20 protein-coding genes and 1 pseudogene are annotated in these 22819 nt (G+C 58.2%); 16 read left to right on the top strand and 5 right to left on the bottom strand.

Going from position 1 to position 22819, the window contains the following annotated elements; translation table 11 throughout:
• Window positions 1-12: 12 nt before the first annotated feature.
• From ACZRKZ_RS22785 to ACZRKZ_RS22850, 14 genes are all read left to right on the top strand, one after another.
• The gene (locus ACZRKZ_RS22785) at window positions 13-1299 is read left to right on the top strand and encodes a lipopolysaccharide biosynthesis protein (protein WP_463982808.1); all 1287 of its coding nucleotides are present in this window, start codon (window positions 13-15) and stop codon (window positions 1297-1299) included.
• 177 nt (window positions 1300-1476) lie between these two features.
• Window positions 1477-2535, top strand: a complete 1059-nt coding sequence (locus ACZRKZ_RS22790; protein ID WP_463982809.1) for a GDP-mannose 4,6-dehydratase — start codon at window positions 1477-1479, stop codon at window positions 2533-2535.
• A 45-nt stretch (window positions 2536-2580) separates the two neighbouring features.
• Complete coding sequence (locus ACZRKZ_RS22795; protein WP_463982810.1) at window positions 2581-4053, top strand: exopolysaccharide biosynthesis polyprenyl glycosylphosphotransferase; 1473 nt, start codon at window positions 2581-2583, stop codon at window positions 4051-4053.
• The gene (locus ACZRKZ_RS22800; RefSeq protein ID WP_463969878.1) at window positions 4043-4999 is read left to right on the top strand and encodes a glycosyltransferase family 2 protein; all 957 of its coding nucleotides are present in this window, start codon (window positions 4043-4045) and stop codon (window positions 4997-4999) included. Before ACZRKZ_RS22795 ends, ACZRKZ_RS22800 begins: the two co-directional genes overlap by 11 nt.
• Entirely contained in the window at window positions 4996-5835 is an 840-nt protein-coding gene (locus ACZRKZ_RS22805; RefSeq protein WP_463982811.1) for an NAD-dependent epimerase/dehydratase family protein, read from the top strand. Before ACZRKZ_RS22800 ends, ACZRKZ_RS22805 begins: the two co-directional genes overlap by 4 nt.
• Window positions 5832-6791 carry a glycosyltransferase family 2 protein gene (locus tag ACZRKZ_RS22810; RefSeq protein ID WP_463982812.1) on the top strand — a complete coding sequence of 320 codons (960 nt, stop codon included), beginning with the start codon at window positions 5832-5834 and terminating at the stop codon, window positions 6789-6791. The genes ACZRKZ_RS22805 and ACZRKZ_RS22810 overlap by 4 nt, the downstream gene beginning before the upstream one ends.
• Window positions 6781-8256, top strand: a complete 1476-nt coding sequence (locus ACZRKZ_RS22815; RefSeq protein WP_463982813.1) for an O-antigen ligase family protein — start codon at window positions 6781-6783, stop codon at window positions 8254-8256. Before ACZRKZ_RS22810 ends, ACZRKZ_RS22815 begins: the two co-directional genes overlap by 11 nt.
• A complete protein-coding gene (locus ACZRKZ_RS22820) occupies window positions 8253-9494 on the top strand; it encodes a glycosyltransferase family 4 protein (protein WP_463982814.1) in 1242 nt (413 codons plus the stop codon). Before ACZRKZ_RS22815 ends, ACZRKZ_RS22820 begins: the two co-directional genes overlap by 4 nt.
• A 31-nt stretch (window positions 9495-9525) precedes the next feature.
• On the top strand, window positions 9526-10650 hold the full coding sequence (locus ACZRKZ_RS22825) for an acyltransferase family protein (RefSeq protein ID WP_463982815.1): 1125 nt from the start codon (window positions 9526-9528) through the stop codon (window positions 10648-10650).
• Between the two features lie 22 nt (window positions 10651-10672).
• Complete coding sequence (locus tag ACZRKZ_RS22830) at window positions 10673-11296, top strand: hypothetical protein (protein ID WP_463982816.1); 624 nt, start codon at window positions 10673-10675, stop codon at window positions 11294-11296.
• Between the two features lie 48 nt (window positions 11297-11344).
• Window positions 11345-12121, top strand: a complete 777-nt coding sequence (locus ACZRKZ_RS22835; protein WP_149412067.1) for a polysaccharide biosynthesis/export family protein — start codon at window positions 11345-11347, stop codon at window positions 12119-12121.
• Entirely contained in the window at window positions 12108-13262 is a 1155-nt protein-coding gene (locus tag ACZRKZ_RS22840) for a beta-galactosidase (protein WP_463982817.1), read from the top strand. The genes ACZRKZ_RS22835 and ACZRKZ_RS22840 overlap by 14 nt, the downstream gene beginning before the upstream one ends.
• Before the next feature lie 12 nt (window positions 13263-13274).
• Window positions 13275-14792, top strand: a complete 1518-nt coding sequence (locus ACZRKZ_RS22845; RefSeq protein ID WP_463969870.1) for a GumC family protein — start codon at window positions 13275-13277, stop codon at window positions 14790-14792.
• A 482-nt stretch (window positions 14793-15274) separates the two neighbouring features.
• Window positions 15275-15730 (top strand): hypothetical protein, encoded by a 456-nt coding sequence (locus tag ACZRKZ_RS22850; RefSeq protein ID WP_463982818.1) that lies wholly within the window; start codon window positions 15275-15277, stop codon window positions 15728-15730.
• A gap of 90 nt (window positions 15731-15820) precedes the next feature.
• Here the strand turns inward: ACZRKZ_RS22850 and ACZRKZ_RS22855 are convergent, their stop codons facing one another.
• The gene (locus ACZRKZ_RS22855; protein WP_463982819.1) at window positions 15821-16192 is read right to left on the bottom strand and encodes a hypothetical protein; all 372 of its coding nucleotides are present in this window, start codon (window positions 16190-16192) and stop codon (window positions 15821-15823) included.
• A 442-nt stretch (window positions 16193-16634) separates the two neighbouring features.
• Here ACZRKZ_RS22855 and ACZRKZ_RS22860 point away from each other — a divergent pair, with 442 nt between their 5' ends.
• On the top strand, window positions 16635-17894 hold the full coding sequence (locus ACZRKZ_RS22860; RefSeq protein WP_193078038.1) for a tyrosine-type recombinase/integrase: 1260 nt from the start codon (window positions 16635-16637) through the stop codon (window positions 17892-17894).
• 1 nt (window position 17895) lies between these two features.
• A pseudogene (locus tag ACZRKZ_RS22865) lies at window positions 17896-18186 on the top strand (integrase); the annotation flags it as partial.
• A gap of 103 nt (window positions 18187-18289) precedes the next feature.
• On the opposite strand, the gene ACZRKZ_RS22870 reads toward ACZRKZ_RS22865, so the two are convergent.
• From ACZRKZ_RS22870 to ACZRKZ_RS22885, 4 genes are read right to left on the bottom strand one after another with little or no spacing between them, the layout of a single operon-like run.
• Entirely contained in the window at window positions 18290-19453 is a 1164-nt protein-coding gene (locus ACZRKZ_RS22870) for an SAVED domain-containing protein (RefSeq protein ID WP_426208790.1), read from the bottom strand.
• A complete protein-coding gene (locus ACZRKZ_RS22875) occupies window positions 19440-19946 on the bottom strand; it encodes a Mov34/MPN/PAD-1 family protein (RefSeq protein WP_426208788.1) in 507 nt (168 codons plus the stop codon). The genes ACZRKZ_RS22870 and ACZRKZ_RS22875 overlap by 14 nt, the downstream gene beginning before the upstream one ends.
• On the bottom strand, window positions 19943-21676 hold the full coding sequence (locus ACZRKZ_RS22880; RefSeq protein WP_426208786.1) for a ThiF family adenylyltransferase: 1734 nt from the start codon (window positions 21674-21676) through the stop codon (window positions 19943-19945). Before ACZRKZ_RS22880 ends, ACZRKZ_RS22875 begins: the two co-directional genes overlap by 4 nt.
• On the bottom strand, window positions 21673-22686 hold the full coding sequence (locus ACZRKZ_RS22885; protein ID WP_463982820.1) for a nucleotidyltransferase domain-containing protein: 1014 nt from the start codon (window positions 22684-22686) through the stop codon (window positions 21673-21675). The genes ACZRKZ_RS22880 and ACZRKZ_RS22885 overlap by 4 nt, the downstream gene beginning before the upstream one ends.
• Between the last annotated feature and the right edge of the window lie 133 nt (window positions 22687-22819).

Genomic DNA, 22819 nt, shown 5'->3' on the forward strand with positions numbered 1-22819 from the left:
GGGGTCGGGTCTATGCAAAGCATTCGCTCAGTGAGTCGCCGGTTCGGTCGTGTGTACGACATCCTGTGGGTGATCGGGGGGCAGGCCGCGCAAAGCCTGGCCAGCTTTCTTACAGGTCTGGCACTCGGTCGATGGGTTTCGCAGGAGGCACTGGGCGCATATGCCTTGGGTTATACCTTCTGCTTTTTGATTATTTCCCTGGGCGATACGCTGATCGCTACCCCCTACACCTATTTTCGAGCGCGTCAGGAAGGTGAGCAGGCGCAACTGTTTCCGGCGGCCTTGCTGGGTACGCTATTGCTGGGTCTGGTGGTTGCGCTGGGCCTGACGCTGTTTCATGTTCTCGGCACGGGAATACTGGCCGAGCTCTGGCCGGCCTTGCCGGTTGCGGTTTGCTGTTTGGTGCTGCGCGAGTTTCTGCGTCGGCATTTCTATGTCATCGGCCGCTCTGTTTCGGCCTTGTTGCTTGACCTGCTCACGGCTGCTGGCCAACTGGTGTTGCTGGGCTGGCTGCTGGCCAGCGATCGACTGAACGCCAACAACGTTTTCTGGACCATCGGCGCAGTCTCCGGGATCGCATTTGTTGTGTTCCTGCCGATGGCACAAGAGCGCTTTGTGGCCATTGGCCCGGGGAAACTCTGCAAGAGCTTGCGTGAGTTTTTTGGCTATGGCGCCTGGCTGGTGGGTGGCGGACTTTGCCATGTGGCCAGTGTCCAATTGTATCCATGGCTGGCGCTGCTAGGTGGCGGACAAGGCCAGGCCGGGCTCTACGCCGCCTGTGTTGCGCTGACCAACCTGATCAATCCGCTGCTCATTGCCCTGACCAATTATTTTCGCCCACGCTTCATTGCGCACTATAAAGAGGCGCAGGGACGCGATTTTGTGGCGTATGTGTTCAGGCGTGCGTTGCTATTTCTGATTCCCTCTCTGGTGTTGTTACTGGTGGTCACCTTTGAAGGTGGCACATTGCTGCGTCAGCTGTATGGCGAACCCTTTACCGCAGGTGCTCCCGCGCTGGTATTCCTGGCCCTCGGCCTGTTAGCTGTCGCCTGTGCCGCGCCTGTGCAACTGGGCCTTCTGGCCCTTCGCGCTCCGGTCAGTAACGTGTTCTACCATGGCTCCATCCTGCTGGTACTGGTGGTTTTGGCTTACTTCTGGCGTGACCGTCTGTCACTTGTCACCCTGGCCCAGATATACCTTGGTTCAAATGTTGCCGGCCTTTTGATGTTGCTGGGATTACTGCAATTTTTTAAAAAAAATAACCATGGTGCAACTGGCGAATCAATAGCGAGCAGCTAAAGTTCAGAAGCGTTGGTGATGGTATTTTGATATTGAAGTGCCGCCCTTTGGTGTGGCAGTCAATGCAGTAGTAAGCGTGGAGACATGCCCCCGTTTGCGCAGTATCCAGAAGGGGCTTATGGCTGGGTCTAAAACGTTGAATTCTTAAACGGTCCTGTGATCGGGGAGATTCGGGTTATGCGCAAAATAGTCATTACAGGCGGGGCGGGCTTTGCTGGGTCGCATATTGTTGATGAGGTGTGTCGGCGTTTTCCGAGTTCGAAGGTAGTGGTCCTTGACAAGATGACGTATGCCGGGGATTTCAGGAATATCTCCCATCACGTTTTTTCCAATCGCGTCCAGCTGCTGGTTGGCGATGTGACAGATCTCGATTTGTGTCGGCGTGTCGTGAAGGGGGCCGATCTGGTCATTCACGCGGCTGCCGAAAGCCATGTCGACAACTCTTTTGGCAACTCCCTGGAGTTTACCCGGACCAATGTCCTCGGGACCCACAGCCTGGTGGAGGCTTGCCGTCAGGAAAAGGTAAAAAAGATCATTCATGTCAGCACCGACGAGGTTTACGGTCAGATCATGAGTGGTGCGGCGAGCGAGGATGAAGTCTTGCGCCCGACCAACCCCTACTCGTCGTCCAAGGCAGCGGCAGAGATGATTCTGCAAGGCTATGTCCAGTCCTATCACGAGCCCATCGTGATCATTCGAGCCAACAACCTCTACGGCATCCGCCAGTTCCCGGAAAAAATCATTCCGCGATTCATCAGCCACCTGTTGACCGAAAGACGCCTGCCCTTGCACGGAAATGGCAGCTATCGACGCCACTACCTCAGTGCCGTGGACTTCGCCGAAGCGGTGGTATTCGTTGCCGAGCACGGTGTGGTGGGCGAGGTCTACAACATCGGCACCACCGAGGAATACACCAACCTGGAGGTAGCCGAGTTGATCAGCAACGCCTTTGGCAAGGACTCGTCCGAGTTGGTCGATTTTGTGCCGGATCGTCCTTTCAACGATGGCCGCTACTCGGTCTCGTGGGAAAAGCTCCAGGCCATGGGCTGGTCGCCACGGCACAGCCTGCATACAGACATCCCGCTGCTGGTCGATTGGTATCGTAACAATTTCGAGCGCTATTCGGAGTTGTTCGGGCCTGTACTCGTGCGTGAGCGGATGGAGCTTGAGAGCGACACATTTACTGCGCCGCAGGTTGAACAACGACCCGGTCCGTTCGGACCTCTCGACTCCTGATCTTCGTAGGCCATACCCGTAGTTTACGGGGCTGGGGAGGATGCAATGACAGTATCGGAACCGCTTCTGGGCGTAGCCCAGAAGGAGGGGGACACTTGTGCCCGAGCCCGGGGAAAACCGACGCGACGTTTCGAAGCGGCGGCCCTGGATGGTCTTGAGATCTTATTGGTGCGCCTGGCCCGGGCCTGTGGCGGGGCTCTGGCAACGTTGCTTCTGGCCAGCCAGTACTGGTTGCTCAACGGTGCTCACTGGCCTGGTGTCTGGCTGGTCGGGCTGGCTCTGGTGTGCAGCATGAGTTTGCTGCCGGTACGGGGTTACAAGGGTTTCGCCAAGCATGACGTTCGAGCACTGCGCATCGTCTATGCGGTGCTCGGCAGCGTGCTAGTGACGCTGTTTATCGTGCTGTTCATGTGGGTTGGCAACTTACCGCTGCTCCCGGCGGTGATGTACTTGGAGCTCACCTTGGCACTGGTGCTGTTGTGGCTACTCGCAGGGTGGGTCGTCGATAAACTGACGCGAGGCTGGGATCGCAAGGTGCGTCTGGTGATTGTCGGAGCCGGCGAACAGGGCGTGGCTATTTCGCGCTACATGACCGAGCACGAGTCGGGGATCGAGGTTATCGGGTTCATCGATGATCGCCAGTCCCGGATCGATTGCAGCAACCTGCCGTTTCCAATGCTGGCCGGAGGCACCGCGCAACTTGAGCAATTGCCGGCGGACGTGGATGGAGTCGTCATCGCTCTACCCAATCAGGCCGGTGACCGGGTCAGCTCGCTGGCCACACGTCTGCGCGGACAACTGGGCAATGTCTATCTGGCGCCGGACGAGCCAGTGCTGGGGCACGCGTTCGTCAATCGGCCGACACAGGGGCCGGGCAATATGCTGTTGCTGGGGATGAATCCGCTGCCGATCGAAGCACGGCTGATCAAGCGTGTTTTCGATATCACCTTCGCTTTTTGTGTGCTGACACTGTTCCTGCCATTGGGTTTGATTATCGCGGCGCTAATCCGTCTCGAGTCGCCCGGCCCGGTGTTGTTTACCCAGAAACGCTACGGCTTGCGCAACTGTATGTTCGATATCTACAAATTCCGCAGTATGCGTTTTGACGCCGACTCCGCCAGCAAGGCCATCAACCTGACACAGCGCACGGACAGTCGGGTCACACGCGTGGGCAATTTCTTGCGGCGTACCAGCCTCGATGAGTTTCCGCAGTTTATAAATGTATTGCTCGGCCATATGTCGGTCATCGGCCCTCGGCCGCACCCTCCCGGGGTCATGGCCGGCGATCGGACCTATGAAACCGTTATTGTGGATTTCGTCGAACGTTATAAGGTGCGCCCCGGCATTACCGGCTGGGCCCAGGTCAATGGCCTGCGCGGCAACACGTTTACGGAAGAGTCACTGACCGAACGTTTTGTCTACGACGTGCAGTACATCGAGAACTGGTCGCCGGAACTGGACCTGTGGATCGTGTTCAAGACCATGTTCGGCGGTTTCGGAGGTGCTAATGCATTCTGATGACCAACAGGCCCTTGTCTCACTGGTCGAGCGCACCAGTATCGTGATTCTGACCCTCAATGCCGCCGAGCACTTGCGCGCATTGTTGCCTGCGCTGGCGGCATTGGAACATGCGCCCCAACGGGTGCTGTTTGTTGACTCGGCTTCGACCGACGAAACCGTCTCGTTGGTGCTGGGTAGCGGTTACAACGTCCAGAGCATCCAGCGCCGTGAGTTCGGGCACGGCAAGACCCGCAATCTGGCGGCGCAGTTATGTGCCGATAGCGACTACCTGGTGTACCTGACGCAGGATGCCTGCCCGCAGGGCAGCGACTGGCTGGCGCAATTACTGCAGCCTTTCGCCGACCCGCAGGTAGCGTTGGTGTATGGGCGTCAGTTGCCGCGTGTCGAGGCAACCGAGGCCGAACGTTTTGCCCGTGAGTTCAATTACCCGGCCCGCGCAGAGCGCACCACGCTGGCCGATATCGCTCATACCGGGATCAAGGCGGTGTTCTGCTCCAATTCTTTTGCCGCCTACCGGCGCGAGGCGTTGGAAAAAGTCGGCGGTTTTCCCGAACACTTACCCCTGGGCGAAGACATGGCGGTTGCCGCGCGCTTGCTCAAAGGCGGCTACGCGCGGGTATACCAACCTGCCGCACGTGCGATTCACAGTCACGACTACAGCATTGTCCAGGAGCTCAAACGTTATTTCGATATCGGCACCCTGATCGCCATGGACAGCGAACTGAGCAGGGCCCGGCTGGCGGCGTCCGGCGAAGGCATGCGTTTTGTCAAAAGCGAGATTGCTGCCGCCCTGCAGCGCAAGCAGCCGCTGGCGTTGGTGCCAATTCTATTGCGAACCGCCGGGAAGTATTTCGGCTACTCACTGGGCGAACGCTATCACCTGTTGCCGCTCGGTTGGCGGCGCCGGTTGAGCATGCACTCGTTCTTCTGGGATCAGCCATGAGCATCGTCGTCGTTGGCAGCACCAGCCTGATTGCCCGCGCCTTGCAGGAGCGCCCGGAGACCGCAGGCTGGCACTTCATCGGTCACCGCCAGGCGCTGGACGAGGATGCCTGGCCGGGCAACGTGCGCGTGGTGCTCAACCTGGCCTACAACCCGGCATTGCGCAATGGCTACGACCCGGCACTGGATTTCGAGCTGGCCCTGGCCAGACGCGTGGAGCGCTTGCCGGATGTGCATTACATCATGGCCAGCTCGCGGATGGTCTATGGCCCCGCCGGCGGCGACGGGCGCTTGCACGAGGAGCGAGTTCCCAACCCGGTGAACCCTTATGGCGTAGGCAAGGTGCTCACTGAAAATGCCTTGTCGCAGCTACTCGGGCAGCGGCTGACCATTGTGCGACTGAGCAATATCTTTGGTTACGAGTTGGACGATAGCCGGCGAAATTTTTTCGCCATGGTCTTGCGCAGCTTGTTCATCAGCCAACGGATCGTGTTCGACATGAGCCCCTTCGTCGAGCGCGACTTCCTCCCGGTGGAAGTGCTGGCGCGCTGGCTGGTGCGAGTGATTGAGGCACCGGTGCCGGGCATCTTCAACCTGGGTGCCGGTTTTGGCACGCCGACCGGGCGTATTGCGCAATGGTTACTGGAAGGTTTCGGGGGTGGCGAGTTGTTGGTCAACGACATGCGTGAAGTCGACGCGTTCTGGCTGGACATGCAGGCGGCAGAACGCGCGTTCGGTATCTCGGGGGCCAAACCGGACTGGCTGAAAACCCATTGTCATGTCCTGGGGGCACGTCTGCGTCAGGAGCACCGACTGTTGAAGGAGCATCGCGGATGAAGTCCCTGACTGTTTCCATCGTCAATTACCGCACGGCACAGTTGGTGAACGAGTGCATTGATTCGCTCAAGGCGTTCCCTGCGACCCTGGCTCAGACCAGCATCGTAGTGGTCGATAACGCCTCGGGCGATGACAGTGTGGCGCAGATTTCCAGCCGGCACCCGGATGTCCGGCTGATTGCGTCGGCGCAGAACCTGGGGTTTGGAGGGGGTAATAACCTCGTACTCCGGGGCCTTCAGAGTCACTACGTGTTGCTGCTCAACAGCGATGCACAGGTTGAGGCCGGTACGCTCGACAGCCTGCTACGGGTGCTCGAAGCGCAACCTGAAGTCGGTGCGGTGAGTGCCCGGGTGGTTAATGCCAGCGACGGTGCCGACCAGGACTTCCCGTGCCGCTTCCCGACACTGCCGGAAATGCTTCGGCGGTTGTACGGCGGCCCGCAGTTTCCGGCCAATGGCCAGGAAGCGCCTCTGGAACTGGAACGCCTGCACGGTGCCTGCATGATGATACGAGGCGAACTGCTGGGCAGCGTCGGCCTGTTCGATGAAGGCTTCTTCATGTACGACGAAGATGTCGACTGGTGTGTGCGGGCACGAAACCAGGGCTGGCGCTTGCTGTTGGTGCCCGCAAGTCGTGTGTTGCACCATGGTGGCAGTTCGTCCGGGCGCGCGCCCAGTGGTCATCGCCCTGGCGCCCTGAGCGAAACCGCATTGCGCATGCGCTATGAGCTGCGTCGCAGTCGCTATCGCCTGTACCGCAAACACCGTTCGACAGGAGAGGTGCTGGTTCTGAAGCTGCTGACCGATACGGTCATGTTGCTGGCCAGCGTTCGAGCCTTGCTGGTCGGTTTACTGCGACCTGGACGGCGCGACGAGGCCTTGGCGCTGCTGCGGGCCAACGTGCGTGTCATCTCGATCAATCCGTTTCGCATCGAGGTGCCATTGCATGGCGTCTGAACCCTTGGCCCCATTGGAAATACATGAGCGCGTGCAGGCCCCCGGGGTGGTTTTGGCCGTTGTCCTGGGTTTGGCGGTATCGCTGCTGACGGTGTATATGCCGCTCGCCGGCATCTGCGCCGCGCTGGCAATCGGCGCCAGCCTGCTTTTGAGCAAGCAACCCAAGTTGCTGTTGCTGGCATTCGTGATCAGCCTGGCGATTCCGATCCAGAAAACCCTCGGTGGCATTCCGCTGAATGCTGCCGATGCCATCATCGTGGTCTGGTGCGTACTCTGGCTATTCATGCTGCAACGCCAGGATGGCCCGCGACTGGGGCGTATCCAGGTGCCTTTTCTGATCTGGGCGATCCTGCCTTTCGTGGTCGCGGTGTTTCTCGCCCAGCTGGGTTCGACCAACCCAGGGTCGAGCATCAAGCAATCACTGCGCGTCGTTGAATGGTTTGTGGTGCTGCCGGTGTTGCTGATGGTGTTTAGTCCGGCCGAGCACTTCTGGCGTTTCATCGCCGTGACCCTGATTTGCGTATCGAGCTTTTTTGCCATTGATGGGCTGGTGGAGGCCGCCACTAATGGCCACACCATCACCGGCATGCTTGGTATTCCGGTGCCTGGGCCCACTGGAGATGAACCGCAGATTCGCCATACCTACGACGTGTCGGGCCGTGCCGGCAGCTCATTCGGTGGCGCTCAGGGCCTGGCCATGTACCTGGTGATGATGATGAACATTGCCATTGCCCATTTGTTTTGCTCGCGCACGACTTATCTGCGCTGGCTGTCGTTGATCGGCATCGGTATCAGTATTGCCGGATTGATCGCCGCCGATTCGCGCGGTGGTCTGCTCGGGGGGATGGGGTCGTTGCTGGCGATCGGCCTGGTGCTGCGCCCAGGCCTGTGGAAACCGCTGTTGCTGATCGCCATTGTCGCGTTGGTTGCCTTGCCGCTCGGACTGGGGCTGTGGCCCAGCTGGGATGGCACGATCACCGGCCTGATTCCCGGCCGTGCGGACGCGGTGATCGATCGCTTGATCATCTGGAGCGTGGCCCGCGATGTCTGGTTCGACAACCCACTGTTCGGGGTTGGCCTGGGTAATTTCCGCGACGAGTTCTTCACCCGCGGCGTGACGCTGAATGTCGAGCTGGGCTATCAGTCGCTGCACGCCCACAACACTTACGTGGAAATCCTCGTCGACACAGGGTTGATTGGACTGCTCAGTTATCTGTCGTTCATTGTCGTTGTGTTGCGCCAGTTGCTGCGTCGCTGGCGGCGCGGCGGGCAGGAGTCGGCGGATATATTTGCCCTCGCCGCAGTCGGCACCCTGACGGCCTACTGCATGTTCGCCATGGTCGACATGCTACTGCTGCAAAACATGCATTTCACCCTGGTGTTGCTGTTAACGCTTGGCCTGACCGATTCGTCGTCACCTGCCCTGGGCCTGACCGCGCGCAATGTCGCTGAGGTGAAAGCATGAGAGTCCTTTTACTGGTGCAAGAGTTATCCATCGGCGGGCTACCCAACTATGCCCTGGACCTGGCCCGGGCGTTGATTGCTTGCGGTGACCAGGTTGTGCTGGCGCATCAAGGCGTGTCGGTGCCGGCGCATTTGGATAGTCAGGGGGTCGAGATCATCTCGCTGGCGGGTGCCGGGTCTGCGTTTGCGGCAGTGGAGCAACTACGGGCCTGGAGCCCGGATGTGATCCATGTGCATCTGTGCAGCGATGTCGCCTTGCTCGAAGCATTGGTCTCAAGCGGGCTGGCGTTGGTGCGCTCCTTTCATGACTACACCTCCATGTGCCTGCGCCGCGGTCGGCGGCGTTTTGCGGGGGACCGTTGCGCACGTGCGCTCGGTTGGTCGTGTGCATTGTACGGCTGCGTGATAGGCCCACCGGCGGCCGGTGGGCGTGTTCCACGGCTGATGGACCTGCCAGGCAAGCTCCACGAACGTACGCTTTATCAGGGGTTCGATGCCGCGGTTGTGGGCAGTCAGCATATGCGACGAGTCTTGCTCAGCAATGGCTTTGCTGCCGAGCGTTTGTCCGTGGTGCCGTATTTCAGCCGCTTCGATCACATCGCGCAAGACGAGCCGGCCTATGGCAAGGCCCCGGGGCTGGCAACCGGAGATCGCCCGGTGCGGTTGCTGTTTACCGGCCAAGCGGTCAAGGGCAAGGGGCTCGAGGTGCTGATTCGTGCACTCGCGCGGGTGCACGGCAATTGGCGGTTGACGGCGATATCCAGTGGTCCGCGGTTGTTGCCGGCCAAGGTGTTGGCCGATCGCCATGGCCTGAGCGAGAGAATCGAGTTCATCGAGTGGCTGACACCGCAAAAGCTGGCTACGTACTACCAGGATGCCGATCTGTTCGTTTTACCTTCCGTGTGGGACGACCCTGGTCCCTTGGTGGGTATTGAGGCCATGTCGTTCGAGACACCGGTACTGGCGTTCCCGGTAGGGGGCATTCCCGACTACGTCCAGGACGGTGAAACCGGGCTGCTGGCAGCACAGGTCAGTGCCAGGGCGCTTGCGGCAGGACTGCAGCGAGCCCTGGACAACCCGAGCGACTTGACCCGGCTCGGGCGTGCGGCACGCGCTCACGTTGTTCGTGCGCATAGCCGCGATGGCCATATCGACACACTGCGTCGCCTTTACCTGAGTTGCAGCAAGCGTGTCGCTGCGCAATCAGAGCAATTGATCACATTGCAGGAGCTTGGTTGATGAAGACATTCTTCAAAAGACGGGTGCGTCCATGAACGCCGTACTGCGGCAGTTTGCCGGCTTTTACAGCAAAGCCATCGCACGCTGGGAGGTGCAGCGTGGCGAGTTGCTCAGCGTTCAACGCCTACGCGGCTTCGCGGTACTGATGGTACTGGTCTATCACGCAGAAGACATTGCCCGCAAGCTGCCGGCGCTGGCGGACTTTCACAGTACCTATGCCTTGCGCTTCGGCTACTCGGCACCAGATCTGTTCTTCGTCATCAGTGGTTTCATCATGACCTACGTGACGGTCAATAGCCGGTTTCAGCCAAAACGCTGGTTACTCGGCCGGTTTTTCCGAATCGTGCCGATGTATTTTCTCTTCACCTGCCTGGTCATGCTGCTCTGGTTGTACAACCCGCAGATGACCATGGGCTCGGGCAGCCATGACTGGGCGAGTGTTATCCAATCCTTGTTGATGCTGCCCCAGGCCGACCTCCCATTACTGTTCATTGGCTGGACGCTCGAGCATGAACTAGTGTTCTACACGATAGTGTTCCTGGTGGCATGTTTCCTGAAGATGGACGCGTTGTTTTGGGTGATGCTCGCGCTTTCGGTGCTCGCGCTGGGTAAATGGACACTGATTCACTACACAGGGATCGAGCTTTGGGACTATCACCTGTTCTCCCTCTACATCATTCAATTCACCCTCGGTGTCTGGGTCTTTCGCATTCGCGAACGGGCCAGCAGCTGGGGCGTCATGCTGCCTGCAGTGGTCGGGTGTGCGCTGCTGATGATCGGCGGGATGTTCGCCGAGTCGGGGCTGATCAATCGCGAGCAACCCGTGCGGGTCCTGGCCTTCGGCGGAGCCTACGCGGCGTTCCTGCTGGCGGGATTGAACTGGGAGCTGAAGAACCGCAGCGCCGGCATCGTGCCGCAACGACGCGACGCGATGGTGCTGATTGGTGACGCGTCCTATGCGATCTACCTGACCCACCCATTCGTACTGGCCAGCTACGGCAAGTTGTTCCTGATGGTGAGCGTTTCACCGCTCGCCAGTGTCGGCCTGGCGGTGTTGGCGGGTATCTCGACGATCGTAGTGGGATATGCGGTGCACGTCTTGCTGGAAAAACCTGTGATCGAGATAGGCAAGCGATTAACCCGGGCCTTTGCCTGAGCACTGAAGGAAGGACCTATTCATGAATGCAATCAGTCGTCCAATTGTGTTGATGCCGGAGATCGTAGATGCCCGGCTGACGCTCCCCATGCAGGATTTGATGGCCCGAGTGTTACGTGATGCGCAGTCGAACACCTTGACCCAATTGATGATCGTTGGTGTCACCCGCAAGGTCGGTGCGTCCTTTATCACCCGGCAGGCGGCCAGCCAGCTGTCGATGGCGTTCGGCAGTGTGCTGGTGATTGAGGTCAGCGCCACTGCCGATGAAGCGGAAATGCTCGCAGGTGATATCGGTCGGTTGCGTGTGCCGGATCATTCGGCGGTGCAGATAAATCTGTCGACCAGCAGTTGCCTGAAACTTTTCGGTCTGGGAGGGAGCACCTCTCATGGCTCGTTGAGTGAGCGCCTGCATGAACATTTCGATCTGGTGCTGTGGGACATGCCATCGCCGACTTTCGCGCCCGTCGCGATCGTCGCCGCCAAGAGCATGAACGGCATCATCCTGGTTGCGCAGGCCAACAAAACCCGGCACCAGTCAGCCAGTTATGTCAGTCAGCGTCTTCAGGAAAGCGGTGGCAAGGTACTTGGGGTTGTGCTCAACCGTACGCTCAATTTCATTCCCAGTTGGCTTTATCGCTGGCTTTGAGCAGGCAGGCACGGCATCCGCTATTCACCAGGGGAGTAATAAAAATAAATGGCGATCATGGAATGGTTGGGGACAGGCAAAAGGGTGCTCGCATCGCTGTTGGTGCTGGGTGGGTTGTTAACCGGCTGCTCGACGATTGAAACGCAACAAATGCCAAGTGCCGACGGCTTGCCGCTATTGGGCGCTGACGGGATCGTGCCAGGGTTGCAGTACCGGATTCGTCCGGGGGACGACCTGGATATCAAGTTTTACGTGGCCAAGGACTACAACGAGCAGGTGCCGGTTCGTCCGGATGGCTATATCACCATGCAGCGGGTCGATGACATCAAGGCCGCTGGGCTGACGCCCAATGAGCTGCGCGAAGAGATAAGACGTCGCTATCTGGGCCTCGTCAACGATCCCAGCGTCTCGGTGATCGTCAAATCCTTCAAGGGCTTTCGCGCCTACATCGGTGGCGAAGTGGCGGTACCGCAGGTGGTACCCATGGACGGTGGCATCACGGTCATGCAAGCCATTTATCGTGCCGGTGGTTTCCGCCCGACCGCGCACCCACAATCGATCGTACTCATTCGCAAGATGCCGGACGGGCGCCCAGTGCCTTATCACCTGGACCTGAGTGACCAGGCGATCGCGCAGGGCAAGTCCGACCTGGGCGTGGCGCTCAGTCCTTACGACGTGATCTACGTGCCGCGTTCGCCGATCGCCAATGCCAACCTGTGGGTCCAGCAATACGTCACCGACCTGGTGCTGTTCAAAGGCATACAGTTTGGTTTCTCGGTCAATCGCAACTACAACAAGGGCGATTCTTCCGATGGCTCCTTCTGATCGAAGCGGGTGGCGTCAGTGCCTGGTGCTGATAGTGCTGTTGGGCGTAATGCTGGCGCAGTTGGCCCAGGCAGCCGCACCCGTGCTGGGGATCAACGCGATGTGGGGCAGTGGTGACCCGGAGCAACTGCGCGAGCGCTTCAAGAAAGCCAAAAGCCTGGGCGTCACCCACGTGCGGATCGACTGGGAGTGGCGCCTGGCAGAGCCGCAGCGCGGCACGTATCAGTGGGACAAGCTCGACAACCTGGTACGGGTAGCTTCCGAGGAAGGCATTGAGTTATTGCCCATCGTTCACTACGCCCCGGCCTGGGCTCTGGTTGACAAGACCAAGGCTGGGGATGTTTTCGAGTTGGCGCCGAGCGAGGACGCCTACCAGGACTTCGGTCGTTTCGTCAGTGCCTGTATCGAGCGCTACGGCCCACAGGGCAATGCCCCACAAGGGTTGAAGCCCATCGGCTATTGGCAGATATGGAACGAGCCCAACGTCAAACAGTTCTGGGGGCCCAAACCCGACGCCGAAGCGTTTGTGGCGATGATGCAGGTGGTCAATAAGGAAACCGAACGGCTGCGTGAGCGGGTCAAGATTGTCCATGCCGGTATCTCGCGAGCCGACATCGAGTACCTGTGGGAGCTCTGGGATAACGACAAGGATTACGGCAGGACCTTCGACATCCTTGCCGTGCATCCCTATGTCTTCGACATGACGGAAGGTGTTCGCGAGCCGGATGCCATGGACAAGAACGAGCCGAAAACTGCGGCACTGGGCTTTATCGGCAGCACCGACGATCCGGCCTTTCTCGGCAAGGTATTCAACCTGCAGTTGTTCATGAATCTCAAGGGCGCAAAGGACAAGCCGATCTGGATCACCGAAACAGGCTACGTAGTGGCCGATCATAAACTCGGCGTCACTGAAGCCGAGCAGGCCAGGCGGATGGTCGCGACCCTGGATTACATCAACCAGCACCTCACTCAAGTACCCTTCGGCGAGGGCAATCAAGCGTTGCCGGCCAATGTTCAGCGGGTGTACTGGTTCTCCCTGGAAGACTACCCATCACCCGATGGGCTGGGCAATTTCGGACTGTTCCGTGCCGACGGCAGCGAACGTCCTGCCGCTGAAATCTTTCGTCATTTGAAACAATAAGAGGCTGTGGCCATGACCATACGGGACGTGCTCAATATTCTGTTCAAACGGCGTTATGTAGTGCTCGGGTTTTTCCTGGCAGCACTGGTCGGCGGCTTTGCCGGGCTGAAACTGTTTCCGGCGACTTATGAGTCGACCGCGCGTCTGCTGGTACGCATTGGTCAGGAAGATCTCTATGTGCCGACACTGAGCAGCACCCAGTTCCGCGCCCCGATGATGTCTGTGGTGCGTGAGGAGCAGCTTCACTCCGAGGCGGGCATCCTCACCAGCGAGAACCTCTCCGAACAGGTTGTCGATGAGGTCACGCCGCAAAAACTGTTCCCCGGCATTGATGTCGAGCATCCCTGGTATACGCCCAAGGGTGTGGTCCAGGGCCTGACCCAGATGTACAGCGCGATTGAAGGCTACTTCTTTCCACAGTCGGCCGACCGCAGCCTGCGTAGCCGGGCAGTGAGCCGGATGCAGAAGGATCTCTCGGCGGAGCCGGTGAAAAGCTCCAATATCATCGAAGTGTCCTTGCGTAACAAGTCGGCAGAGGCGGCTGCGCTTGGGGTCAACACCTTGGTCAAACGCTATCTGGTGGAGCGGGTTCGCATCTACCAGCGTGAGAAAACCAGCTTTATTTCCAGCCAGCTGGATGAACTGGAGTCGCAGATCAAGACGACCGAGCGTGGCCTGAGCAGCTTGCGCAGCGAAAGGCAGGTGGTCGATGTCGATTTGCAGCGCAACATGCAAATAGACAAACTCAAGGATGCACGCAAGAACATCGATACCACCCAAGTGATGATCGACCAGACCGAGCGCCAGAACGAGGTGCTGCGCCAGCAATTGAACAATGTACCGCGCACCACCGAACTCACTGGGGCGCAGAGCTCGAACAGTTTTGCCCTGAGCGAGTTGAGCAAGCAACTCACCGACCTCAAGCGCACGGAAGCCGAGACCATTTCCCGGCTCTCGGAAAACGATCCGAAAGTTGTCCCACTGCGTCAGGAAATTGCCGTGGTCGAGCAGCAAATCAGTTCGCAGAAGGGGCAGCGCTATGCCTCTTCCGAGCGCGGCATCAACCCCCTCAACGCTCGGCTACGCGATGACCTGATGCGCAATGAGTCCGCTCTGGCCGGTTACCGTCAGGCACTGGCGACCCTGACCCAGCAGGAGAAACTGGATATCGAGCGGCTCAACGAACTCAATGGGATCGAAGCGCAATTCAAAGAGATGGAGCAGAAGCTTGGCGTGTTGCGCGCCAGTCGCAAGTTGTACCTGGAACGGTTTGAGGAGACCCGCTTTCTCAGTCAGCAAGCCGAAGCCCAGATCGGTAACGTTTCTGTGGTCAATTGGGCCTCGGTGAACAATCGCCCGGTCAGCCCCAAGCTCTGGCTGGTACTGGTCGGTGTGCTAGTGGGTGGTCTGCTCGGTGGCATTGGCCTGGCTTTCGTTTTCGAAATCCTGGATGACAGCCTTAAGTCCGAGTCCGATGTGCAGCGATATCTCGGCTTGACGGTGATCGCCAAGGTGCCGCAACTGGGTTGACACGGTTGTGCACGAACGCCCCGTTGTCCCTCGGGTCACGGGGCGTTTTGCCCGCTTGGTGTTGATGCCGCCGAGAACCGTTAACGGCTTCGGTCACAAAAAATGCCCCCACTCCTAGTTTAGATGTGGGGGCATTTTTTACATAAGTGGCGTTACTCGTAACGGTGTCGGCCACAGCCTTACGCCGCGTCTTCATGTCGTCCCGAGCCACGCAGCGAATTACTTCCGCGACGGCCGGCGCCGCTGCACCTGCCAAAGACATTGGCCGACGAGTTTTTGCAGTAGATCCCCGATCACTCGGTGACCCTGTTCGACAAAGAGTTTGGGGGGGCTGAAATGTTGTCCAGTCTGAGTAACGCCGGGGTTCATAAAGTCGTAAACCCCGTAACGCCATTTTGATTTACCATTCGCACGCCGCCCGTTCCGGCAGCGCTCAGCCCAACGGCTGCACTCCGAATTTCAAATGGAAGGATCCCCGCGTCATGTCCGATATGTTGTTCCGCACACTCGCCTTGTCCAGCCTGTTCGTACTCGCCAGCTGCACCACTGCAACGCCAACCGTATCGACGCCTGTCACCTCCAAGGCCATCGAAGCCTTCATCGACATCTGTCTGAAGACCGCCCCCTCATTCGCCGGCTCGGCTGAAGCGGCCAAGCGGTTCGGCATCAACGACCTCCAGGACATGGGCTTCACGCGCATCGGCTTCACAGCAGACAAAAACCTCGCCGTGCAACTTTCCGAAAAGGAATGCGTCGTCACCACTCCGAATCAACCGGACGACAGCCTGACCCGACAACTGCTGAGTGCCGCGCAGACTTACTCGCAAACGCCGGTAGCCGATCGTGTGCCATCGAAGGTGCGTATCCAGGACAACAACTTTATTCTTCAGCATGACCGCAACGGCGGTGAAGCGTATGTGCTATTGCGGAACAAGTAATTAGCACTTTTACCCCGCGCACGAAAAAAGCCCGCTTTGCGGGCTTTTTTGTGTCGAAATTTTAACGAAAACGCCGTTATTCGCAGCCGCTCACTTTTTCCATTTGTGCACGTCAATGGGCTTTAGGCCAAAAGACGCAATCGTAGGATCGTATTCAAGATAGTGATCGAGGGAAAATGTGTAGCTGCCTGGTGGGATATTTCTATTACTGGCGGGCCAATGCTCGCTTGTGGAAACGGGCGAGTCCAGCTTGTCGTACGCGGTCGTTTGAATTTGAACGCCAATGGCCTCGGCACAACTATTTACCAGCGTGGCTACGCCAGTCATGTGAGTGCAGTCAGTACTACCGCACGTATTAACAAACTTGGCTTTCAACGATGTTATTTTGATGTCAGACAACGAACAATCTGCGTGAGCCGGTTGCAAGGTCGCCAAAAAGGCCAGCGCTAGTACGTACTTCATTGGGTATACCTCCTTGAATTAGTGATGCGCCCTGCCCCTTCACGCGCAGCTCAACCTTAAGCATCCACAGCCTCTGACAAAACGAATCATGGCTCCAGGTGAAGGCAGAAATGATCGTCTATCGCCCGCCCTCACGCTCGACTCTTAACGCACCCAAATAGAGCGCCAGTCCCATATTGGTCTCATGGGGCTATTTTTCAGACGCCAGAAACCACAAACCCCCGACTTTCTCTAGGAAAATCAGGGGTTTGTGTTTACTTAATGTGGCGGTGAAGGAGTCCGCCAAATCAACATCCGTCTACAGCCACGAAAATTCTATAACCCTTTATTTTTAAGGGCTCTAAAGCCTATCATCGTCTCAAGACATCCACCAACGTTCGTCACCTTCCTAGCCTTTGTGGGGGAACAAATGGGGGGACAGAATCGATAAAGGAATACTCACTTGGGAAAGCTGACCGCTAAGCAAGTTGAAAATCTAACGACCGCGGGTACCTACGAAGATGGAGACGGCCTTCGCCTACTCGTCAAACCCAACGGGAAGAAATATTGGGTGCTGCGCTTCCAGCTTGCGGGAAAGCGCAGGGAGATGGGTTTAGGTACCTATCCAGCAACTGGCCTTAAGGAAGCCCGACAAAACAGCAGCGATAAACGCCGTCTACTGCGAGAGGGTATTGACCCCTTACAGGCTCGTGACGATGAACGAGCGGCACAGGTCGCTGCTGAGCAACAACGCAAAAACAAATCCATCACATTCCAGGACGTATCATTCGATTACATAGAGGCTCATCGTGCGGGCTGGAAAAACGTCAAACACGCTCAGCAGTGGACGAACACACTGGTTACTTACGCCGCTCCCATCATCGGCGACCTAGCTACAAATCAAATCACCACGGAGCACATTCTCGAAATCTTGAAGCCCATATGGGGCAGCAAAGCCGAAACAGCTAGCCGGGTGCGCAACAGAATTGAACTGGTCCTTGATGCGGCCAAAGCGCGCGGGCTGCGAGACGGTGAAAACCCGGCACGCTGGCGCGGTCACCTGGACAAACTGTTACCACCGAGTTCCAAGGCGAAGCGCACCCAAAACCACCCAGCATTGCCCTACTCGGCTTTGTCTCGTTTCATGCAGGCACTTAATAGTGTTGAAGGACTCTCTGCCAGCGCCCTCAAAATGACCATTCTCACGGCCTGCCGAACCAGCGAGGTTCTCGACGCCGACTGGAGTGAAGTAGACTTGAAAGCCAAGCTATGGTCGATTCCAGCAGCGCGCATGAAAGCGGGCAAAGGCCATACCGTGCCACTCTCCGATCCCCTTATTGCGCTGCTGGAAGGGCTCCCACGCATCAAAGGCAGCTCACTACTATTCCCAGGCACACGCAAAGGTCGACCGATTAGCAATATGGCCATGCTGATGACCCTGCGTCGCATGGACCAAAAGGATCTTGAAGATGGGGGTAAAGGCTGGCGCGATAGCAACGATAGAGTCATTACAGCTCACGGCTTTCGCAGCACATTCAGAGATTGGGCGGCTGAATGTACTCACCATGCGCGCGAAGTCTGCGAGATGGCTTTGGCTCACGTTGTCGCCAACGGCGCAGAAGCCGCCTACTGGCGCAGTGACTTGTTGGAAAAACGCCGTTCGCTGATGAATGAGTGGGCCAACTTTGTAACCCTCAACGTAAATGGGTCAGCCATTCCTTAGGAACAGGGGGCTGAAGCGTTCTGATGTCGAGGGATGCCTGGTAGGCATGGATGCGCTCAATGGCACCATTCAGAACGATCACGGCGCGGATTCCGAATTGGTCAAAGTGGTACTCGCCCACATCTACAAAGACAAGGTTCGTAGCGCATACAACCGGGCAGACCACATCGGACGCAGGCGACCAATTATGGCTTGGTGGAATGAGCACAGTCATGAAGCGGCTACCGGAAACCTGTCCGTGTCCGTGTCCGCAATCAAAAAACAGGACATGAAAGTCGTTTCGATACGCTGATTAACGCGCAACTAACTCAAAGCAGCCGGTCGTAACAAGCAAAAAGCAACCAGAAACAGCTGCTCGGCAACTTCGCCGCATAGCAGTCATATCACTGGTTTGCCTATTTTAATTGCAAGGCCCGCTTCCATTCGGGCGCCTGCCATTCCCACACATGAATTTCCTCGAACGTCTTAGGTAGCAACATACGACCAATTTCGATGCTCGCCGATAACGGTGTCGCGGGGTAGACGTGCACCACACGAGCACCCGCTCCTGTCAGCCGCTGAAGGAAGCCATCGAATTCACGGCGGAAGTTCAGCAGGTGCATTTCCTTGCGGATGATGCCGCGGTTAGGCAATTCGGCGCGGAACTCGATGACCTCACGGCCGACAGGAAATGCGACCTTACCCGAAATGCTGACAACCACCGATACCTCGCGCGGCAGCACTTTTGGCACGTCGTAGATGTAGCTGGGGTCTGTGCACGTCTCGCGCTTGTCCCATAGCCAGCCCTCGTTGGGTAAGTCCATGACGTTGGCACGGGTTTTGTCGCCAATCAGCGCGCCAAGCTTCATCAGCATCGGTATCGGCGCAAAGCCGGCAATGGTTAAGTGCGCGCTGCCGTTACGGTCGACGAGTTCGGGCTGAATGCGTCGGTCGTAATGGTCGGTCAGCGCCTTCTCCGCACGAAGCCAGAAGTCCGGGTCGTTGTCCTGGAAGTCGAAATCGCTGCGGTTGATGTGGATATGGCTACCCTGAGGAAACAGCTTATAGTCGCTGTTCTCCAGCATCGCAAAATGGATCTGCTCTACGTCGATGTTGGTCACGTGTGGCCCAATGGGGAACGTCATCAGCAGCGGCAAACTCTCCACCACGCCCGTGGCAGAGTAGATGCGCTGGATACGGGCCTCATGCTCGCGCTTCATGGCTTGGAGCTGCGGTGTGGTGAACTTGTTGTTCCTGCCATGCCGGTCGATACGAGCGTGGCAGTCATAGCAAGCCAGCATCAGATTGTTGACGTCCTTGGCTAAGCGCTCCGACTCGCCCTTCACACCCCGTGCGCCTCCAGGACTGTCCGCAATGATGTGCGCGTGCTCACCCGTGAAGGCGCGTTCCTTGGTCAAAAAGTCGCGCCCCACTAGCTTGCAGCAGCCGCGGAATTCGCAGCGCCCGGCAGCCGCCACCCAAAGGTCGCGCCGCACATCGACGGGAATGCGAGCGCGATCCTGCGTTCGAGTTTCTTTCGTCTGAGCGGTAGCTTCTAACGTCGCTTTAGTAGGGGCCATGGTTTTCTTCCTTGTCAATCTTCTTCTCCAGCTTCAATTCTCGAAACGTGCCTCGGCGGCTCAGTGTCCAAATGCGGATGCTACGCGTGCCAATGATGGGAAAAAACAGGCGATCGCCTTCAAACGTGTCCCCGGACACGGCCTGCTCCCAGTCTCGGCGGTCAATACTGCTGGGCGTCGGATCGAGCTCTGGGTGCGTGTGCCACAACCCGAGGTAGGCCGATGTGTGCCCCTGCTCTAGCCAACGCTGGCGCGCGATGTACTCGTGTGTGGACGATCGAAAGAAACTTAACCTACTGCGGCGGTCGCTGCTCTGGGGCGTAGACACCTCGTCGACGACCACATCGTGTGAGTCCAGTAAGTGGCGACCTAGCAGGATTCCTCCGGCCTCGCAGTGCCACCAGCGTCGCTGCGTGAACGCTTGCATCTGCCGTAAAGCGTTCTCGACGATGATGAGTCGCTGGCTCGGCGTGACACGATAAACCAGCCTCATGCCGACTCCTCAGGCGCACGGCAGTGGCGGCACGCGCGACCGAACACCTGCCGCGTCGCGTCTTCGGGAAGCGTTGCTCGTGCGGCCTGGAACCAAGGCGTCGTGCGTAGACCATGTTGGGCAGCTGCACGGCCCTCTCCTACCCAGAACCGATAGGAAGGATCTCGGTCTTGATTACCAGCGGTCACCGCAGTCATCGCCGAAAGGATGTGCTCAGTCGCCAGCAATCCCGTGCGCCTGGCCTGGATGGGGCCGAATGGAACGAAAGCCCCGGCACAGCCCGTGAGATTGCGTGTGACGGGCTGATTAGGTTCCAGAAAGGACGTGCGCGACGCCAGGGATGGCAGCCCCTCATCGTCACGATAGGCACAGTCTAAGCAGCCTTCACCTTTAGTCCACATCAGCACCGAGTGCCCCCCCAAGTCCAAGGCCTCTAGCCAAGTAAAGACGATAGGCAGGTCAAAACGCTTGTCCTTGAGCACCCGCGAAAATGATCGCTCGATTGACGGCACACCGAACGCGAGAACAATGCCGTCATATTTGCTGATATCAGCAGTTTTGAGCCAGTTTTGGGCTGTAGTGCAGACCGGAGTGATGTTTAGGCCTGGGTAACGCCGCTCCAGCGCCAGCTGTAGGCCAGTTGGCTTGCCAATATCGATGTACAGAGGCTGCAGAAGGTGCCGAAAGACGTTGTCCTCCGAATATTCGTCGTGGTCCACCACTGTGATCTTGCCCACTCCCGCCGCTGCCAGAGTATCGACTACGACACAGCCGATGGCACCAGCTCCCAGCACGACCACGTGCTTCCCGAGCAAGTCCAGAGACGCGCCTCCTCGCTCGCGCATATAGCTAGGAGTATGGCGGCGCATGGTCAGCGGTGTGACCGGTGACTTCCCGTCAACGATCCCGCGGTGAGCACCGAAGGCAATACCTACCAGCGAGCGGCCGCCGGCTTGTCGAGGCACCGACACCAGTAGGGCCAGCCGTTTGGGTCCGTTATTAGACGGACCGAACAACTCGCCCCATAACTGCAGTTGGTCAGGCGACAGCCTCTGGTGAACATCCTCGATGAACGATGTCGTCAGCAGATCCGGCCGCGCGGGTGGCAATGCCAGCGAGTCGACGTGTACATATAAGGCCCGTTGCCCCGCGAGCTTGTTGTTATGCACCTCCCAGGGCAACTCAGCGTCGCGCTCCACGAAGTACCACTTCGGTTTGCCAAGTTTCGAATTCACGAACCCCTTGACCATGCGCGAGTTGCCGTCGACCTCGAAGTAGGCGCGGGAGCGCAGTGAGCCCGGCAGGTGCAGCCAGTACCCCTCGAGCTCGTTGAAGAACTCCATGTGGCCAGTGTTTGCATCCGCTGCTGAGTTTTCGAGCAGGTCACATGCTTTGAGGACTGTGTGCGCGACAATGTCAGCGCGACGGCTAGGGTCGATCGACAGTCCCTGGCCGTCGTCAATGCACACCACGCCGGTGTAGCTAACATGTGCGAGCGGCTCCTTCGGGGGTAGAGTCCAAACCTTCGGCAGGCGCAACAGCTCCTCGTCGCAGTCGACGTACACAGGCCAAGTGCGCGTTGCACCTGTGAGCTCGACCCCCAGGCAATTCGGTGCAGGGTCGTCTAGGCGCACAACCTCGATGCCACGCAAGCCGCAAACAGTCATGACAGCCTCGAACGCGGCATCGACCTTCGAGGGGGCGGCCGCCTCGATGGCGGACTCCGTCATGCAGAGTTCCCGGTGCTAATTACTGCGGGGGAGACTGCCCTAGCTGTCTCGGACTTCTCCGGCACCTTGAAGTCGTCGCCGAACTGCTTCTTCAAGTGCTTGCAGGCGTCTTCAGGCAGGTCCTCGTCATACGCCTTCTGCAGGGCATCGCGCAGCGCCTCGAGCTTCTCCTTGAAGTTCGTCATCTGCGTGGCGGTTCGCATTGCCATCAGGTCGGAATACGGCTCCACCGGCAAGGCGACCTTCAGACGTAGGTGCAGGCCATCGTCCTGACTGAGTCCGTAGGTGAATTGGCCCAGCATCGCATTGACCCAATCAAGCATCGCCAACAAGTCCACCGGCTTCCCGGACGTGCCGAAGTTTGGCTTGAACCAGTGAAGTGCAGCCACGGTGAGTGCAATGCTCAGCGGTGCGCCGGCGCCCTGGAACTGAACCTGCCGCCAGCGTTTAAGGTAGCGGATGCAGCGGCGGTACTGGGCCAGCTTGTCGGAGTCCTCGAACGCACCGCAGACACGCTTGGTCAGCTCCTTCGGATCGGCGACCTCCCAAATGCGGTGCTCCTCGGCCGAATTCTCCTTGCCCTTGGCCAGGTAGAGCTTGCCGTCATCGCCCTTGGTGTAGATGGCCAAGTCGACGTGATACGCAATCTCGCCACCGCTCATGTAGTTGACGGTCACGCAGGGCCGACGGATGAGCACGGTGCGGAAGTTCGAGTTCACCGCATCACGCACCTTCTTCTTCAGTGTCACCGGGTCACGGTACTTATCCTTTGTGCAGTCGAAGATGAGGCCAACGTCAATGTCGAAGTTGCCATCCAGCGGTACTACACCTGTGTGCATGGAGTAGCTGCCCTGATTGAAGTTGACGAACGACGGCACGTCGGCGTCGAGTTTCTCCCTCAGCGCCTTAACGATGGTATCGCGCTTCTCGCGGAGGGTCGCCTTTTCATCGTCCTCGTCGAAACAGATGGCGCTGTGAAAATTTTCGAACTGTTTTTGCACTGACGGCATGCGCCCTCCTGGATCCATGGTTTGTGACCGCCTTGAAAACTGGCTTCTGCGGCTTACCTGTATGTGAAGACTTATCCCGGTATTTCAAGGGCTACTAATTGAGCATCTGCTTACAGCTGCAGAGTTCTCCGTT

The sequence above is a fragment of the Pseudomonas sp. c313 genome (assembly GCF_055407145.1).